Origin of the sequence: Mesobacillus persicus (assembly GCF_900109925.1) — a bacterium.
GTDB classification, from domain to species: domain Bacteria; phylum Bacillota; class Bacilli; order Bacillales; family Cytobacillaceae; genus Mesobacillus_B; species Mesobacillus_B persicus.
In genome coordinates, this window is the sequence record NZ_FOBW01000013.1 from 49,003 (window position 1) to 66,281 (window position 17,279).

16 protein-coding genes are annotated in these 17,279 nt (G+C 39.2%); 13 read left to right on the forward strand and 3 right to left on the reverse strand.

Features of this window, described 5'->3' with window-relative positions; translation table 11 throughout:
• The first annotated feature begins 389 nt into the window (after window positions 1-389).
• Window positions 390-1,052 carry a hypothetical protein gene (locus BMX30_RS16850; RefSeq protein ID WP_090748418.1) on the forward strand — a complete coding sequence of 221 codons (663 nt, stop codon included), beginning with the start codon at window positions 390-392 and terminating at the stop codon, window positions 1,050-1,052.
• A gap of 348 nt (window positions 1,053-1,400) precedes the next feature.
• On the opposite strand, the gene rluF is transcribed toward BMX30_RS16850, so the two are convergent.
• Window positions 1,401-2,108 carry a 23S rRNA pseudouridine(2604) synthase RluF gene (rluF, locus tag BMX30_RS16855; RefSeq protein WP_090748421.1) on the reverse strand — a complete coding sequence of 236 codons (708 nt, stop codon included), beginning with the start codon at window positions 2,106-2,108 and terminating at the stop codon, window positions 1,401-1,403.
• A 219-nt stretch (window positions 2,109-2,327) separates the two neighbouring features.
• Here rluF and BMX30_RS16860 point away from each other — a divergent pair, with 219 nt between their 5' ends.
• On the forward strand, window positions 2,328-2,963 hold the full coding sequence (locus BMX30_RS16860) for a YczE/YyaS/YitT family protein (protein ID WP_090748424.1): 636 nt from the start codon (window positions 2,328-2,330) through the stop codon (window positions 2,961-2,963).
• Between the two features lie 92 nt (window positions 2,964-3,055).
• On the opposite strand, the gene BMX30_RS16865 is transcribed toward BMX30_RS16860, so the two are convergent.
• Window positions 3,056-4,393 (reverse strand): MFS transporter, encoded by a 1,338-nt coding sequence (locus BMX30_RS16865; protein ID WP_090748427.1) that lies wholly within the window; start codon window positions 4,391-4,393, stop codon window positions 3,056-3,058.
• A gap of 188 nt (window positions 4,394-4,581) precedes the next feature.
• Here BMX30_RS16865 and BMX30_RS16870 point away from each other — a divergent pair, with 188 nt between their 5' ends.
• The 6 genes from BMX30_RS16870 to BMX30_RS16895 all read left to right on the forward strand — a co-directional run bounded on the left by BMX30_RS16870 (window position 4,582) and on the right by BMX30_RS16895 (window position 10,382).
• Complete coding sequence (locus tag BMX30_RS16870) at window positions 4,582-4,893, forward strand: DUF202 domain-containing protein (protein WP_170843920.1); 312 nt, start codon at window positions 4,582-4,584, stop codon at window positions 4,891-4,893.
• Window positions 4,894-4,978: 85 nt separating this feature from the next.
• On the forward strand, window positions 4,979-5,647 hold the full coding sequence (locus BMX30_RS16875; RefSeq protein WP_090748430.1) for a GNAT family N-acetyltransferase: 669 nt from the start codon (window positions 4,979-4,981) through the stop codon (window positions 5,645-5,647).
• Between the two features lie 149 nt (window positions 5,648-5,796).
• Entirely contained in the window at window positions 5,797-7,365 is a 1,569-nt protein-coding gene (locus BMX30_RS16880) for a BCCT family transporter (protein ID WP_090748433.1), read from the forward strand.
• Window positions 7,366-7,982: 617 nt separating this feature from the next.
• Window positions 7,983-8,501 (forward strand): diaminobutyrate acetyltransferase, encoded by a 519-nt coding sequence (ectA, locus tag BMX30_RS16885; protein WP_090748436.1) that lies wholly within the window; start codon window positions 7,983-7,985, stop codon window positions 8,499-8,501.
• A gap of 67 nt (window positions 8,502-8,568) precedes the next feature.
• Complete coding sequence (gene ectB / locus BMX30_RS16890) at window positions 8,569-9,846, forward strand: diaminobutyrate--2-oxoglutarate transaminase (protein WP_090748439.1); 1,278 nt, start codon at window positions 8,569-8,571, stop codon at window positions 9,844-9,846.
• 134 nt (window positions 9,847-9,980) lie between these two features.
• The gene (locus tag BMX30_RS16895) at window positions 9,981-10,382 is read left to right on the forward strand and encodes an ectoine synthase (RefSeq protein WP_090748442.1); all 402 of its coding nucleotides are present in this window, start codon (window positions 9,981-9,983) and stop codon (window positions 10,380-10,382) included.
• A gap of 99 nt (window positions 10,383-10,481) precedes the next feature.
• Here the strand turns inward: BMX30_RS16895 and BMX30_RS16900 are convergent, their stop codons facing one another.
• Complete coding sequence (locus tag BMX30_RS16900; RefSeq protein WP_090748444.1) at window positions 10,482-10,844, reverse strand: DUF3899 domain-containing protein; 363 nt, start codon at window positions 10,842-10,844, stop codon at window positions 10,482-10,484.
• Window positions 10,845-11,269: 425 nt separating this feature from the next.
• Between BMX30_RS16900 and BMX30_RS16905 the strand changes: the two genes are divergently transcribed.
• From BMX30_RS16905 to BMX30_RS16925, 5 genes are all read left to right on the forward strand, one after another.
• Window positions 11,270-12,949: a peptide ABC transporter substrate-binding protein gene (locus BMX30_RS16905; protein WP_090748447.1), complete on the forward strand. Its 1,680-nt coding sequence runs from the start codon at window positions 11,270-11,272 to the stop codon at window positions 12,947-12,949.
• A 172-nt stretch (window positions 12,950-13,121) separates the two neighbouring features.
• The gene (opp3b, locus tag BMX30_RS16910; protein ID WP_090748451.1) at window positions 13,122-14,051 is read left to right on the forward strand and encodes an oligopeptide ABC transporter permease; all 930 of its coding nucleotides are present in this window, start codon (window positions 13,122-13,124) and stop codon (window positions 14,049-14,051) included.
• A 1-nt stretch (window position 14,052) separates the two neighbouring features.
• Window positions 14,053-15,207 (forward strand): oligopeptide ABC transporter permease, encoded by a 1,155-nt coding sequence (opp3C, locus tag BMX30_RS16915; RefSeq protein WP_090748454.1) that lies wholly within the window; start codon window positions 14,053-14,055, stop codon window positions 15,205-15,207.
• A gap of 18 nt (window positions 15,208-15,225) precedes the next feature.
• The gene (locus tag BMX30_RS16920; protein ID WP_090748457.1) at window positions 15,226-16,275 is read left to right on the forward strand and encodes an ABC transporter ATP-binding protein; all 1,050 of its coding nucleotides are present in this window, start codon (window positions 15,226-15,228) and stop codon (window positions 16,273-16,275) included.
• Window positions 16,275-17,210, forward strand: coding sequence for an ABC transporter ATP-binding protein (locus tag BMX30_RS16925; RefSeq protein WP_090748460.1), 936 nt, complete (start codon window positions 16,275-16,277; stop codon window positions 17,208-17,210). The genes BMX30_RS16920 and BMX30_RS16925 overlap by 1 nt, the downstream gene beginning before the upstream one ends.
• Window positions 17,211-17,279: the final 69 nt, after the last annotated feature.

A 17,279-nucleotide genomic window follows, 5' to 3' on the forward strand; every position in this document is an offset into this window, starting at 1 on the left:
CGTATCATAAGTAAATCAGATTTAGACCAACGCCTCTCCTTAAGTGTTGGGGAGGTTAGAAAAAAACTATAGGAAGGGTATTCCCCAATAATGAAGTAAGTGGATTGACAATTGTAATAATTCTATTAAACTAAAGTTAGTTCTATCCACGAATTTTTCTCGAAATATCCTTATATCTTTGCTCTACTCCGCAAGTCTTATTTGCCAATTACGATCCTTCAATTGTGTTTTACTAATCCTCTTTTTTTCGCTATCATCTACCACATAATAATTTTCATAGTTTTTCAAAGATCCGTCTAAAAATTCTAGGCAATCTGTAATGGAGATATTCACTGGATTTTATTTAATTGTCTATGTTGTGAATGTTCTTTTAGATAGGAGAGGGAAGTATGGGATTTGAAAAAGAATACCAGGCCTTTTTAAATGCTCACTTACAGGCAAGAACCGGTGAACGGTTGCGGCGCCTACAAGAAGGTCACAAACAGGCTGAAATGTTGTTTTTAAAACAAGTATGGTGGCCATTATTTCACCAATTCAAGTATCTTCATCCAGAACATGAAGTGGATGATTACAAGGATGGCAAACGGTATTTGGATTTTGCTTATATTCGTCCCGGCATCCAGATTTGCTTAGAGGTCGACGGGTATGGCCCTCACCTAAAGAACATCAGCAGATGGCAATTTTCCGACAACCTAGAACGTCAAAACCAGCTGGTGATTGATAGATGGACCGTGATTCGCTTTTCTTTTGATCAAGTGAAAGAGAATCCTCGTAGATGCCAACAGATTGTTCAGCAAGTGATTGGTAAGTGGCTGGGTGATGAGCTGGACCAGACATCTCTGTCCTTTCTTGAAAAGGAAGTGCTTCGACTAGTGATTCGAAAAGGAGAAGACATATCCCCAACGGAAGTTGAGGAGTATTTAAAGTTAAGTGACAAGACAGTAAAAAAAGTACTTTCTCAATTAGTCGAAAAAAAGATGCTAATCCCTACATCTGGAACCAAGAGGATCCGCTCCTATCGGTTAGGGGATCAGGTTAAAGATCCGGTCTAATTAATAAGCGGAAGAATTCCGCTTAATTAGTAATTTTTATAAAAACTAGCTCAAATAGACGGAGAAATTCCGGTTATTGACTCGAAAAACGTGAAAATGTGGTATTTTGCTTTGCATAACCGGAAAATCTCCCCTTATTTACATCGAAATGAGCTCCATTCTGTATTTAGACGGAAAATCTCCGCTTATTTTTCTTTTGCTAGGTTCACCAATCAAAAGGAAGAGAGTTTGATGAGTCATGATGAACCGTACCACAAAAAAATAGGTGGGTTCCTAAGTCATTGAGTGCTTCTTTCATGGAAAGCAGCACTATTCGAATTTTCGAGGCAAACTCGATATCCGCCTAATCTACCACTCTCTAGGTTCATAATTTAATTCCCTAAATAATTGTGTTCGCTCTTTCTTAGATAGATCTCTCCACTGCCCAGGTGGGAGGTTGCCTAAATGAATATTCATGATCCGGGTTCGTTGTAATCTGTAGACCTCATAGCCCAAAGCTTCGCACATGCGGCGAATTTGCCGGTTTAACCCTTGTGTAAGTATGATTTGAAAGTCAAATTTTGATAGTTGATGGACTTTACAAGGAAGTGTTTTTGTTCCCAATATTTTTACACCCTCTGACATATTCTTTAAAAATTCAGGTGTAATTGGCTTGTCCACGGAAACGATATATTCCTTTTCATGCTTGTTTTCAGCACGGAGAATTTCGTTAACAATATCACCATCATTCGTAAGTAGGATTAATCCCTCTGAATCCTTATCGAGGCGCCCAATATTAAATACCCTTAATGGATGGTTGACCAAGTCAACTATATTTCCCTTTACACCTTTTTCTGTTGTACTAGTAATGCCGACAGGTTTATTCAAGGCAAGATAGACATTGTTCCTTGCGATCCGAATGGGATCCCCGTTTACAAGAACCTCATCCCCGGGCTCAACCTGGCTGCCCAGTGTTGCCTTTTTGCCGTTTATCATTACTCTCCCATCGTTAATTAATTTATCTGCACCACGCCTCGATGCTTTTCCAGAATCACTTATAAACTTATTAATACGCATGTTGCTACACCCACCCTTAAATTAGAGGATTGTTTAGTAAATAATTAACTATACTTTATTTTTAGAATGAATCACAGCTATAGTATAACGAATTATAGAGTTGTTTCAAAAAAATAGTCGTGTTTTCTTATGGATTCCCATATATTTTTTATGGAATTCGGTCGTTTTGTTGTGGTATAGTGGGTTAGCTTAAAAACGTTGAGAATCGAGGGATCTAATATGACAAAGGAAAGGATTCTTCGCTGGTCTTTTTTTGTTTTCGGATTGATGATTTTAGCACTTGGTGCTGCCTTGACGGTGGAAGGGAAGTTTCTAGGAATTGGTCCTTGGGACGTGTTTCATTATGGACTGTCACTAAAGCTGGGATTAACCATTGGTTCTTGGTCCATCATTATCGGATTCCTACTATTAACTACATCCTCCATCCTAACGAAACAACTACCTAAAATCGGTGCTTTCTTGAATATGCTGTTGCTTGGTTTATTTATTGACTTCTTTATCTGGCTATTGCCTAGTACTGATAGTTTAATCGGTGCTGTCTTATTCTTTATCTTAGGTGTTGTGCTAATAGGTTATGGAATTGGACTCTATGTTTCAGCTGATTTAGGTTCGGGACCCCGTGATAGTATTATGATCATGATTGTTGATAAAACCGGTTGGAGTATCCAATGGGTTCGCAATGGGATGGAAGTTCTAGTTCTCCTTCTAGGTTGGGGACTGGGGGGACCAGTTGGAATTGGCACGGTAATTATCGCCTTTTTCTTAGGTCCAATTGTCGGTTTCTCCTTACCACAATGTAAAACACTTCTAGCGTATATGCTTATGAAAAAGGAACATAAAAAGCTAGCTGCTTAAAAAGGCTAACCTTTCTTATCATTGAAGGTTAGCCTTTTTGGTATTTAAGATCTTTTTAATATGAAGGAAGGGGGTTCTCTGCGCCTACTTCCTCAATCACAAGGTTTACTTGTCCTTAGTGAATCAATTGGCACTTCGGCATTGTCACGAGCATAATAAATCCAAATGATGGCCGCACAAAATAAGTAATAGAGAACAAAAACGTAAAATGCACTGCTGACGTCCCCAGTATTCTTTATCGACCACCCGAACAATTGAGGAATAAAAAATCCACCAAAAGCGCCAATTGCTGAGGCGAGGCCAATTGCAGCCGGTGATTCACTAGGCCCAAAAATAATTGGAAACATCGTGAATATTGATCCATTTGCAATTCCACCAGCAGCAAATAATAGCAGGAAAGACAGGAAAAAGCCTAGGAAGCTTCTAAAGTTTTCACTTATAAAAATAAGTACGCCGATCACACCTATAATCATAAAACCAATATCAATAATGGAGACCTTTGCCCCTCCAATTTTATCAGCAAGATAGCCACCAACAGGTCGGCCAAGGGCACCAAGTAATGGTCCAATAAACACTAACTGAATCCCATTAATTTCCGGGAACTCACCCCTTAATAATAGTGGGAAGGCAGCTGAATAACCGATAAAAGAGCCAAAAGACATAATATATAAGATGGTGATTAGATACATATGTTTCCGCCTAAATACCCTCAATTGCTCGGATAGTTTTGGCTTTTCTAGAGGTAAATTTGTCATCCCAAACCACGCCATCAAAGCAAATAGTACAATCGGAATAATCCAGACTAAGGCACCATTTTGAAGCCAAAGCTCAGTTGTATCATTCCCCGTTTGAATCGTTTGTGGTGGGCCGCCTAGCTGTCCAAACAGAGGAATGGTAATGACAAGAGGGATAAGAAACTGAGCTAAACTAACTCCGAGATTTCCTAGGCCGCCATTAATTCCTAAAGCCGACCCCTGTTTCGATTTAGGGAAAAAGGGGCCAATGGCGGCCATTGAGGAGGCAAAATTCCCACCTCCAAAACCACAAAGAGCAGCAAGCAACGCCATAATGGAATAAGGTGTTTCAGGATTTTGCAAGGCCAAACTGATGCCGACCACAGGAACGAGAAGAATAAGCGTGGATAAAACGGTCCATGTCTTTCCTCCCGTATAGGTCACACCTATTGAATAAAAAACTCTCACTAAGGCTCCCGTTAGTGCAGGGATGGCTGTAAGAGAATAAACTTGTTCTGTTGTATATGGAAATCCTGCATCAGTTAATTGAAGCGATAAGATTGACCAAATTTGCCAAACACTGAAGGCAATTAACAAATTCGGAATGGAAATCCATAGGTTTTGATTGGCAACGGATTTTCCTCTAGAAGCCCAAAATGTTTGATCATTTGGGTTCCAGTAATTCATCTCCTTCATTCGATAACCTCTTTCTCACAAAAAAAATGTCTCCACTTATAGTTATCTGTAAAAGAAAAGGAACTATCCCGCTTTGAATGAAAATACTTATTATCTAATCGTAAGGTTATTGATTTTAGAGCAGCAATACTGAGGTTTATCCCAAAGTGGCATACTAGATAAACATAATAACCATAAAGGAGTAAAACATGAGCGGGAGTAATAATCAGTCACAAAGTCAATATACAGTCAACGCGAGGGACCTACTTGCTATGGAGCGGACCAAATTAGCCATGGAAAGAACAAAACTTGCTAATGATCGCACACTTTTGGCCTATATTCGCACATCCTTATCCTTCTTTGCCGCAGCGGCTGCACTTATAGAATTCTTTAACAAGAGTCAGAAGTTACAGATTACAGCATATACTGCTATTTCTATAGGAGTAGTTCTTCTAATTTTTGGAGTCTATAATTATTACCGATCAAAAAGAGAGATGAAAGCGATGGAGTTGGTCAAATAAGATAAATTAATAAGCCTTTTAATAGAAAATAGCCGGCATTTTTTTTACTATAAAAAGTAACCTTAGAGCAAAGGGGAGGAGAGAAATGGGCTTTAAAAAGCGTCTTGTTCTTAAAAATGGTGAACGTAACGTAGAGGTGGTCATCCGTAATTATGGAGAGGATGACTTTACGGATCTAATTCGGATACAACAGGAGAGCTTTCCCCCACCATTTCCCGAGGAATTATGGTGGAATGAAGACCAACTAATGAACCATATTACTTTATTTAACGAAGGAGCATTATGTGTGGAGGTTGATGGCATTTTGGCTGGATCAATGACAGGCTTGATCGTTGATTTTAATCCAAATCAACCCAATCACACCTGGGAGGAAATTACAGATAACGGATATATTCGAAATCACCACCCAAATGGGAATTCCTTATATGTGGTCGATATTTGTATTCGTCCAGCCTATCGTAAACTTGATTTAGGAAAATGGTTAATGCAGTCGATGTATGAAGTTGTCGTCCATAAAGGGCTTGATCGACTGCTAGGTGGAGGCCGTATGCCTGGATATCATAAACATGCGAGTACAATGACGGCGGATCACTACTTGGAGCAGGTGGTCAAAGGGACGTTGAAAGACCCTGTCATTTCCTTCCTGCTTCGGTGTGGACGAACACCTCTTGGCGTTGTAACAGATTATTTGGAAGATGAAGAGTCTAAGAATTATGCGGCGTTAATGGAATGGAAAAACCCATTTAAACAGTGAAGGTTTAAAACAAATAAAATAGGTTATTTTTAAGAGAGAGGATTCTACCTACTTCAGGTAAGGGCCTCTCTTTTTTATACCGGTAATTTAGCGTAAAAAATGAAACAATTGGGTAATAATAAACGATAGACGTTCTAGGGGGGATTGATATGGAAAACAATAGTTGGAAGAATGCTGTATTTTTAATATCTGGAATTGTCATATCCTTACTAGTCATTATTGGAGCTATATTACCAAAAGCTTTTGGAGAAGTGGCTGGGAGGTTATTCGGTTTTACAACGGTTAATTTCGGTTGGTTTTATTTATTGGCGGTATTTATCCTAATAATTTTCCTGATTGGACTTGCAGTTAGTAAATATGGAGCCATTCGATTAGGAGGAGAAAAGGAACGGCCTGAATTCTCTTTCTTTACTTGGATTGGAATGTTGTTTTCCGCTGGATTTGGAGCAGGTTTAGTATTCTGGGGCGTAGCGGAACCGATGAGTCATTTTTTTACACCACCGATTGTGGGAGCTGAGGGGCAAACAGTTGAGGCTGCAAGGCTTGCCATGGGTTACTCCTTTTTCCATTGGGGTGTTAGTCAGTGGTCTGTATTTGCGATTGTGGGTTTAGTCATTGGATTTTTACAGTTTCGAAAGCAAAGGGATGGCCTTGTCTCAACGGCATTAGAACCTGTAACGGGGAACAAACCTGTTGTCAAAAAAACCATTGACTCCCTAGCAGTTATTGCAACCGTAATGGGGATTGCGACCTCCATTGGTCTAGGTGTTCTCCAGATGAATGGTGGTTTAAATGTAGTATTTGGAACTAGTAATTCAGTCGGTACGCAAATGATCATCATCTTGGTCATTTTTATTGCCTATATGCTGTCATCCTCAACTGGACTTGAAAAAGGGATTAAATATTTAAGTAATTTAAATTTAGGACTAGCTTTAGTACTTTTAGTGTTTGTGTTCTTTGCAGGCCCGACTGTTTTTATTTTAGAATCCTTCACATTGGGCATAGGGGACTACCTAACGAATTTCATCCAATATAGTTTAAGGTTACAACCGTACAGAGGAGGCACTTGGGTTCGAGATTGGACCATTTTCTATTGGGCCTGGGCGATAGCTTGGTCTCCATATGTAGGCGCATTTGTTGCGAGGGTCTCTAGGGGAAGAACAATCCGTGAATACATTATCGGTGTCATGGTTATTCCGCCGTTAATCGCCTGTATCTGGATTGCTGCCTTTGGTGGAACAGGCTTATGGAATGATTTAAATAACGGAACGAATATTGCTGAACTTGTAAATGCTGATTTGACAACGGCGTTGTTTCAGACGTATGAATTTCTACCGTTAAAAACAATCCTTTCAGTATTATCTATTTTGCTGATTTTTACGTTCCTTGTAACGTCAGCTGACTCGGCAACCTATATTTTGGCTAGTATGACGATGTTTGGGAGTTTAAATCCTCCCCAATACGCAAAGGTCGTCTGGGGAATTCTTATGTCGGCAATTGCTGCAGTTCTTTTATATGCAGGAGGTCTCGAGGCCTTACAAACGGCGTCCTTAATTGCTGCACTGCCATTTACAATTATTTTAATGCTCTTGATGTTTGCAATTGCAAAATTGTTAGCTAAAGAACCCTTGCCGATTAGAAAGGCGGATTTGCGTCGCTTCCGGCGACTTGAAGAAGCGGCAAATAAAACGAATAATGATACCAAGAGGAAGAAATAATTCTTTTACCGAGTGCCGCTGCTTTAATTGTGGTGCTCGGTTTTTTATGTGAGATGAGGTAAAAGTTTTTAAGTTTTATAAGAAGAATAGAAATTGTTAAATGTTTAGTCATGAAAGAGCAGCAATTCAGTGGTCGCCTTTCGTGTTAAAACACATATCCCTCAAGGGTTCAGGGTGAAGAGAAGCGGAATATGATTCTATCCAGTTAAACCATAAAATGGTGCGTAAAAAATTTAAAATATTTTGTCGATTGCGAGGATTCGGGAGGAAACAGGGGGATTATGGAAGCAGAACAAGCTGAGTATGCCTTACACTTATTCAGCCTTGATTATTTAGATTAACCCCTAAATACGCGCTTTGACGCTATTTTTTTTTCCCGTTATGATAAATATCGTTAGGATATTAGAAAAGCGGAGGCGCCCGTTCAGCGACGTATGGACTGGAGCGCTTCGACTGAGATAAAGGAAACACGAAGAGCGTTAGCGATTCGATGTTGACTTATCGTAGGGAGTAGAGCGAAGTCCACTAGTCGCTGGGCGCTGGAGCTAGACAATTTCCTAAGTTAAACCTTTTATACTTTTATTATCTTGAACAAAAGGAGGATTCAAATACTTTAGATGATAAAAACATCGGAGTTAGATAAATTGACCTCATATTCTTACCGCATTCCAGATAAAGAAGATGGGGCTAAAATGTGGGAATTGATTAAAAGTACCAGTAACATGGATTTAAATTCAGCTTATTCTTATCTTTTGCTTAGCCATTACTTTTCTGATACATGTGTAATTGCAGAGGATGAGGATCAAATCATCGGCTTTGTGTCCGCTTTCCGTCCACCCGCGAATCCTGATACAGTATTTGTTTGGCAAGTTGCTGTCAATTCAGATTATCGTGGGAAAGGAATAGGGAATAAGCTTTTAAATGAGTTATTAGATCGAGAAGCATGTGAAGATGTTCAATACTTGGAGGCAACTGTGTCCCCTTCAAATGTGCCATCACAATCGCTCTTTAAAGGCTTGGCAAAAAAAATGGATTGTCCCTGTGAAATTTCAGATTGTTTCACTGAAGAGATGTTTCCGGAACCCGGACATGAAGCTGAGCAAACATACCGAGTTGGACCTTTTAATCAAAAATAAACATGTAGTACCTGAATAGAATCATTACCACTTTAAAAGATTGAATATTCCGAAAGGTTGTGACTGAATGCAAGCGATAAAAGAATTGGATGCACAGTTAACCGTATTTGAAGAGATGGAATCGGCAGTTAGAAGCTATATTCGTAGTTTTCCAACTACATTTAGTAAAGCAAAAGGTTCAACGATGTGGGATACGAACGGAAAAGCATATATTGACTTTTTTGCTGGTGCGGGAGCGTTAAATTACGGGCATAATCATCCTAAGATGAAAGAAGCACTATTAAGCTATATTGCTGAAGATGGAATTACACATAGTCTAGATATGGGAACGAAGGCAAAAGCGAACTTTCTAACCAATTTTAATGAAATCATTCTCAAGCCTCGTAATCTCGAATACAAGGTCATGTTTCCAGGGCCAACGGGAACGAATACGGTAGAGAGCGCGCTCAAATTGGCACGAAAAGTGACCGGACGAGAATTAGTGATTAGTTTTACGAATGCTTTTCATGGTATGACAATCGGTGCACTTTCGATCACAGGGAATTCCTTTAAGCGTCACGGAGCAGGGGTTTCTCTAAATAACAGTGTAGCAATGCCATTTGATCAATATTTAGGCGATGAAGTAGATACGGTAGATTATCTTGAAAAGTTCCTTGAGGACAGTGGAAGCGGTGTCGCATTACCTGCAGCGATTATTCTTGAAACGGTTCAAGGTGAGGGTGGCTTAAATGTTGCCAATCCAGAATGGTTAAAACGAGTCGAGGAATTATGCCGCAGATGGGACATCTTACTGATTATTGATGATGTTCAAGCAGGCTGTGGTCGTACGGGAACATTCTTTAGCTTTGAATCAGCGGATATTAACCCGGATATTGTTTGTCTATCTAAATCGATTAGCGGTTATGGAACTCCTATGGCGTTAACCCTTATTAAGCCTGAATATGATATTTGGGGACCAGGTGAACATAATGGAACATTCCGCGGACATAATCTTGCGTTCATTACTGCAACAGAGGCTTTAAACTTCTGGAAAGACGATGAGTTCTCAAAAGATATCATTGAAAAGGGTCTGCTAGTTGACGAGTTCTTAAAAAGAATCGTTTCGCAATATCCTGAACTAGAAGGGGAAGTACGTGGGAAAGGTCTCTTCAGAGGAATTGCATGTGGTGTCGAAGGCTTAGCAGATAAAATCTGTGCTCAAGCATTTGAAAAAGGCCTTATTATGGAAACATCAGGACCGAGCAGTGAAGTATTTAAAATCATGCCACCATTAAACATTGATCGTGAAGCTTTAAACAAAGGCTTTGCAATAGTAGAAGCTAGTATAAAAGCTTGCTTGAAATAGTGCTCTTATATAGAACATTGTTGATTTTGTAAATCGTTGATTGGAGCGGTAATCAACACTCTTGTTTAAAAGAGAATAGAAATCAAGCAGTTGCTAGCAAGTATTAGTGTAAATCAACTAAAGGAGGAATCATCGTGATTGTAAAAAACTTAGACGACGTAATTGGAACAGAAGACCATGTAAAAGGTGAAACTTGGGAAAGTAGAAGAATCATTCTAAAAGACGCAGGAATGGGTTTCTCCGTTCACGATACGATTATTTATAAAGGAACTGAATCTATGTTCTGGTACAAATATCATCAAGAAGCGGTCTATTGTGTTGAGGGTGAGGGTGAAATTGAAGATCTAACAACAGGTAAAATTCATCCAATAAGACCAGGTACTATGTATGCACTCGTGGGACATGAGAAACATCTTCTTCGTGCAACGAAATCCGATATGAGGATGGTTTGTGTATTTAACCCTCCATGTACTGGTAAAGAAACACATGATGAAGAAGGCGCATATGCACTTCCAAAAGAGGAAGCAAATTTATAATTAATAGCTAGTCCTAAAAGTTGTTATTAAATAATTGTGTATATAATAGAAGAAAGTGCTCCGGCGAGGGAGCACTTTCTTTTGTGAAAAAGGATTTAATTATATAAACCAAACAATCAACAATATAGAAAGAAGAAGGATTAAACCAATCGTCTGAACCTTTATGATTGGATATAAGCCTACTCCAATCCTCTCTGATGGGAGCGGCTTATCACGCCATTCCTCAAGATGATCATTCCTGTTAAACATAACATGATTGAATCTCCTAAATCCAAAGGTGACACCGTCGAAAAAACCGCCTTTTATCGTATACATAACTAGAAACAGTATGAGATAAAAAATCGTTATATAAAATAATGCGTTTATATAATGAAGAAGGGTATATTCGGGAGCAAAGATTAAAAAAAGAATGGAGATAAGTAAAAGGTTCCCCATTAACACGGTAGATTTCTTGTTAAGCATCCTAATCACCTTTTAAAAAGTTATTGTGATAATAATGTACATTTCAATAGATGTCCAGTCTACCTGCAAATTATACTATAAATTTGCCCATCCCTGTATGACCTATTTTAGGGAAGGCAAACAGAATCTAGCAAAGGATGTCGAGTTACCGGTAAATAAGTCAGCTTTTAAAAGCAATTTCTGCATAAAAATAGTATTCTACTAATATGTAAACCATCCAATTTCTACTATTTAGAAATATTAAAATCCTGTTAGAAACCCTGACAATAAAGGGTTTCTGATAATTTAACCCATTACAAAAATAGTATTTTTAGATTTTTTTATTTATTTACGCTTTACAACTCTATTTAAAACAGAGTATACTTTCATTAGCTTCTTTCGAAGAGAGAATTGCCAGAAAATAAAAAAAACAGGGGGTCTCAAATATGAAGCGTAAGTTATCTTGGCTATTAACACTTGGCCTAGTGCTAAGCATGTTCTTAGCAGCATGCTCCGGCGGCGGAGATGATGCAGAACAACCAGCAGATGAAGGAAAAGATCAAGCTGCTGAAGAAAACGTAGAACAGGTTTTCAACCTACTTAACGGAGATACTATTCCATCAATGGACCCATCAATGGCGACTGATGAATACGGTTTCCAATTCTTGGGTGCAACAATGGAAGGTTTATACCGTCTAGATGCTAATGCAGAACCTGCTGAAGGTATTGCAAAAACTCACTCAGTTAGTGAAGATGGCCTTACTTGGACATTTGAACTACGTGAAGATGCAAAATGGGAAAATGGTGACCCTGTAACTGCGCATGACTTTGTTTATGCTTGGCAGCGTGCAGTAAACCCTGACACAGGATCTGAGTATGGTCCATACATGATGGGTGGCGTTATTAAAAACGCTACACAAGTTAACACAGGTGAAGCAGCTCTTGAAGATCTTGGAGTTAAAGCAGATGGCGACTACAAATTAGTTGTTGAGCTTGAGAACCCAACTCCTTACTTCCACTCTTTAACAACTTTCGGTACTTTCTTACCGTTGAACCAGAAGTTTGTTGAATCACAAGGCGATAATTTCGCTACTAGCACAGAAACTCTACTAGCTAACGGACCATTCAAGTTAGAAAACTGGACAAGTACTGCAAGTCAGTGGAATCTTGTAAAGAATGAAACTTACTGGGATGCAGCAACTGTAGAATTAGAAAAAATGACATACCAAGTAAGTAAAGACCCAACTACAGCTGTACGTCTATATGAAGAAGGAACAGTTGACCGTGTTGGTTTATCTTCTGACTTAGTTGACCAATATTCAACACATGATGATTATGTAATCACTCCAGAAACTTCTGTATTCTACTTGAAGTTTAACCAAACTAGAAACGAAGCTCTTGCAAACGTAAATATCCGTTCTGCTATTGCTCGTGCATTTAATAAGCAAGATTTAGTTGATGAAATCTTAAACAACGGTTCAATCGTTGCTGATGGTCTTGTACCAGCAGACTTCGTTAATATCCCTGGAACAGAAAATGATTTCCGTGAGACAAGCGGCGCTCTTTCTGCTCATAATGTAGAAGAAGCACAAGCATTCTGGGAAAAAGGTTTAGAAGAACTTGGAACAGATTCAGTTGAAATTGAGTTCCTTGGTGGAGACACTGAAACTTCTAAAGTAATGAACGAATACCTCGCAAATCAGTTACAAACAAACCTACCAGGTCTTAAAGTTACATTAAAGCAAGTACCATTCGAACAACGCTTAGATTTAGATACTGCTATGGATTATGATATCCAGTTTGCTGGATGGGGTCCTGACTACCTTGATCCATACACCTTCTTAAGCCTTTGGATTACTGATGGTGGAAACAACAAAATGGGCTACTCAAATGCTAAGTATGATGAGTTATTAAATGAATCAGCAACTACTCTAGCAAGAGATAACGATGCTCGTTATGAAAACTTCCTAGAAGCGGAAAAAATTCTATTTGAAGATGCAGCAATCGCACCAATTTACCAACGTGCAATGGCACAGTTAGTTGCTCCTAAAGTTGAGGGTGTTTTCGTTAACCCATTCGGTGCAACTTATGAGTACAAATGGTCTAAGGCAGTATCTGTAGAATAATTCATTAGAGGTTTTTCTAAAGATTATTCCATCTAGTAATAAGAACAAGAGAGTGTGTGCTCTAAAAGGCATATACTCTCTTTTCTCCTTTTTAGGAGAGAAATATCAGATAATAATAAAAATTGCTTTGGACATGATAAAAAAATATTGAAGTAAATTAGGGGGTGCAGGAATGACTCGCTATATTCTGCGTCGTTTATGGTATATGTTCATCACGTTATTCATCATTGCCTCGGTATCCTTTTTCCTTATGAAATTGCTGCCAGGTAGCCCGTTGAACGCTGAGGATAAGTTGAGCGAACAACAAAAGACAATTATCTTAGAGAAGTATGGATTGAATGATCCCGTTCCAGTTCAGTATGTAAAATATCTTGGTGGTTTAGTTCAAGGTGACTTAGGTATTTCTTTTGCCTTTGATAATACACCAGTAACAGATATCTTGGCGGATCGGATTGGGCCATCTGCAATCATAGGCTTCCAGGCACTCATAGTAGGGACACTACTCGGAATCCTCTTAGGTTTAACTGCCTCAATCTTCCGTAACGGTCCTCTAGATTATTCATCGACAATCATTGCTGTATTAGGAACTTCCATTCCGTCCTTTGTCTTTGCAGGATTATTACAATATCTTTTAGCTGTTAAATGGGGTTTATTGCCAGTAGCATTATGGGGTGAGTTCAAGCATACCATTCTACCAACAATTGCTTTAGCAATCCATCCAATGGCTACAGCTGCTCGTTTTACAAGAACGGAAATGGTAGAAGTCCTTCATTCGAATTATATTACGACAGCCCGTGCTAAGGGTGTCAATGAATCCGGAATTATCTGGAAACACGGACTGCGTAACGCTTTAATCCCATTAGTAACGGTAACGGGTCCGATGGCTGTAAGTTTAATGACTGGTTCATTGGTTATCGAACAAATCTTTGCTATTCCTGGAATCGGGGAGCAATTTGTCAAGTCTGTTATGGTTAATGATTATCCAACGATTATGGGAACAACTTTGATGTTTGCGTTTCTATTTGTTGGAATTATCTTGGTAATCGACCTCCTTTATGGATTAATTGATCCTAGAATTAGACTAGCAGGAGGAAATAAATAACATGGATAACAAAAATCAAAACAAAATTCCAAAAGACCTATTTAAGCCACTAGTCCGAGAAGAAGATACAAGTGAAAAAATTTCAAGTCCAAGTCGTACATTTGGACAGGATGCTAGAAGAACCCTCTTTGCGAACAAAATGGCTATGGTTTGTATTTTCCTTCTCATAGCTATTATTTTAATGAGTATCTTTGGACCGATGTTCAATAAATACGAAACCGATGATCAGGACTTATCTCGAGCAAAAATGCCTCCGCGTGTTCCTGTCTTAGAGAATATTTCTTGGTTAGGATTTGATGGAACGTTAAGCAGCACCTACAATGGTAAAGATGTTGAACAAGCAACTGCAAAAGCAATTGCGAGATATGACAATCAGGAAGACTTTATTGACATCAAAGTTCTTAATGAAGGTGACGGAAGTAGAAACTCTGCAGAAGTAAAAGCTACCTATCATATCTATGAAGCAAAAGAACTACAAGATACCTACTTTTGGATCGGAACAGATACGCTAGGCCGTGACCAGTGGACTCGTCTATGGGAAGGGACAAGAGTTTCCCTAATCATTGCTTTTGTTGCAGCCGCTATTGACCTTGTGGTCGGGGTTGCCTATGGTGGAGTATCTGGATTCTATGGCGGAAGAGTCGATAATATCCTACAACGTATTGTTGAGATTCTTGTTGGTATTCCGAACTTAGTTATCATTCTTTTAATGATGCTTGTCCTGCAGCCAGGTATAGTATCTATCGTAATAGCGTTAACGATAACCGGATGGACAGGGATGGCCCGAATTGTCCGGGGTGAAGTTTTAAAGGTAAAAAGCCAAGAGTTTGTTTTGGCAGCACGGACACTAGGTACTCCTAACGGTACTATTATCCGAAAACACTTGGTTCCAAACATCAGTGGAATCATTATTATCAATACGATGTTCACAATCCCAGGAGCAATATTCTTTGAAGCATTCTTGAGCTTTATTGGTTTAGGGATTGTTCCACCAGATGCTTCACTAGGTTCATTGATTGACATTGGGTTTGATAACATGACACTTTACCCACATTTACTAATATTCCCTGCAATCCTCATTTCGGTTATCATGATTGCATTTAATATTGTTGGTGATGGTCTGCGTGATGCATTTGACCCTAAAATGCATAAATAAAAGGTAGGTGTTTAAATAATGAGTAAATTATTAGAAGTTAAAGATTTGAAAGTTTCATTTAACACCTACAATGGTGAAGTGCAAGCTGTTCGAGGTGTTAGCTTTGATCTGAATAAAGGGGAGACTCTTGCGATTGTTGGTGAATCAGGTTCAGGTAAATCTGTGACATCGATGGCATTAATGCAGCTCCTTGCTAGTGCTGGATTTATTAAAGATGGCCAAATCCTCTTAGAAGGCGAGGACTTGGTAAAAAAGTCAAATAAGGAAATGCAGAAGATTCGTGGAAAAGACATTTCAATGGTTTTCCAGGATCCGATGTCTTCTCTTAACCCAACGATGAAAATCGGCAATCAGATTATGGAAGGTCTGATTAAGCATCAAAATATGTCACGTGATCAGGCGAAAAAACGAGCACTTGAGCTTTTGCATCAAGTAGGAATTCCACAGCCTGAAGTGCGAATCAATCAGTATCCACACCAATTCTCTGGTGGGATGAGACAGCGTGTTGTTATCGCAATTGCTCTTGCATGTAATCCAAAAGTGTTAATTGCCGATGAACCAACAACTGCCTTGGATGTAACGATTCAGGCACAAATTCTCGAGCTCATGAAAGATATCCAAAAAGAAATCGATAGTGCGATTATCTTTATTACCCATGACCTCGGTGTTGTTGCCAATGTGGCCGATCGTGTGGCTGTAATGTATGCTGGAAAAATCGTCGAAATCGGTACAGTTGATGATATCTTCTATAATCCTAAGCATCCATATACTTGGGGATTACTAGGTTCCATGCCAACCCTAGATAGCACGGATGAAGAGTTATATGCGATCCCAGGAAGCCCACCAGATATGCTTAAGCCACCTGTAGGAGATGCATTTGCACCTCGTAATGAGTTCGCATTAGAAATTGATACTCAAATGGAGCCGCCGATGTTTAAAGTGTCTGATACACATTATGCTGCGACATGGTTACTGCATGAAGATGCTCCGAAAATCAATCCTCCTGAATCTGTTATGCAGAGGATGCAGGGGTTTGCTAACACGGGTCGCAAGGACGGTGACAAGTAATGTCGAAAGAAAAAGTACTTGAAGTAAAAGACTTAAAAAAGCACTTTTCAGCAGGTAAGGATAAATTAATTAAGGCTGTTGATGGCATTAGCTTTGATATTTTCAAAGGGGAAACATTTGGACTAGTTGGTGAATCTGGTAGTGGTAAATCTACTGCTGGAAGAACAATTATTCGTTTATACGATGCAACAAGTGGTCAGGTTACGTTTAATGGCGAAGATGTACATGGCAAGAAGTCCAAAGACCAGCTTCGTAAATTCAATCGTAAAATGCAAATGATTTTCCAAGATCCATCTTCATCACTAAACCCTCGAATGACGGTACTCGATATCATCGCTGAGGGTATTGATGTTCACAACCTTGCGAAAAATGATACCGAACGAAAGAAAAGAGTAGAAGAGTTACTAGAGGTCGTTGGTCTAAATAAAGAGCATGCAACCCGATTCCCTCATGAATTCAGTGGTGGTCAACGACAAAGGATTGGAATTGCCCGTGCCCTTGCCGTTGAACCTGACTTCATTATTGCGGATGAGCCAATCTCTGCCTTAGACGTGTCCATCCAGGCTCAAGTAGTTAACCTTCTAAAGAAATTACAAAAAGACCGTGGATTAACGTATTTATTCATTGCCCATGATCTATCAATGGTTAAGTACATTAGTGATCGTATCGGTGTTATGTATATGGGAAATCTAGTTGAACTAGCAGACAGTGATGAACTTTACGACAATCCTGTTCACCCATATACAAAGTCATTATTATCTGCAATTCCACTTCCAGATCCTCGCTATGAGCGCGAACGTCAACGGATTACCTATGACCCTAGTGCTCATGATATGAGTGAACAGGCTGAGTTCAGAGAAATTAAGCCTGGTCACTGGGTACGTGCGACGACGAAGGAATATGAGCAGTATAAAAAAGATTTAAATATAAAGTAAGATGAAAAAATCCTTGTTGCTATTGCAGCGAGGATTTTTTTTAGCTAAATGCAGGTCGGAGTAACTAGT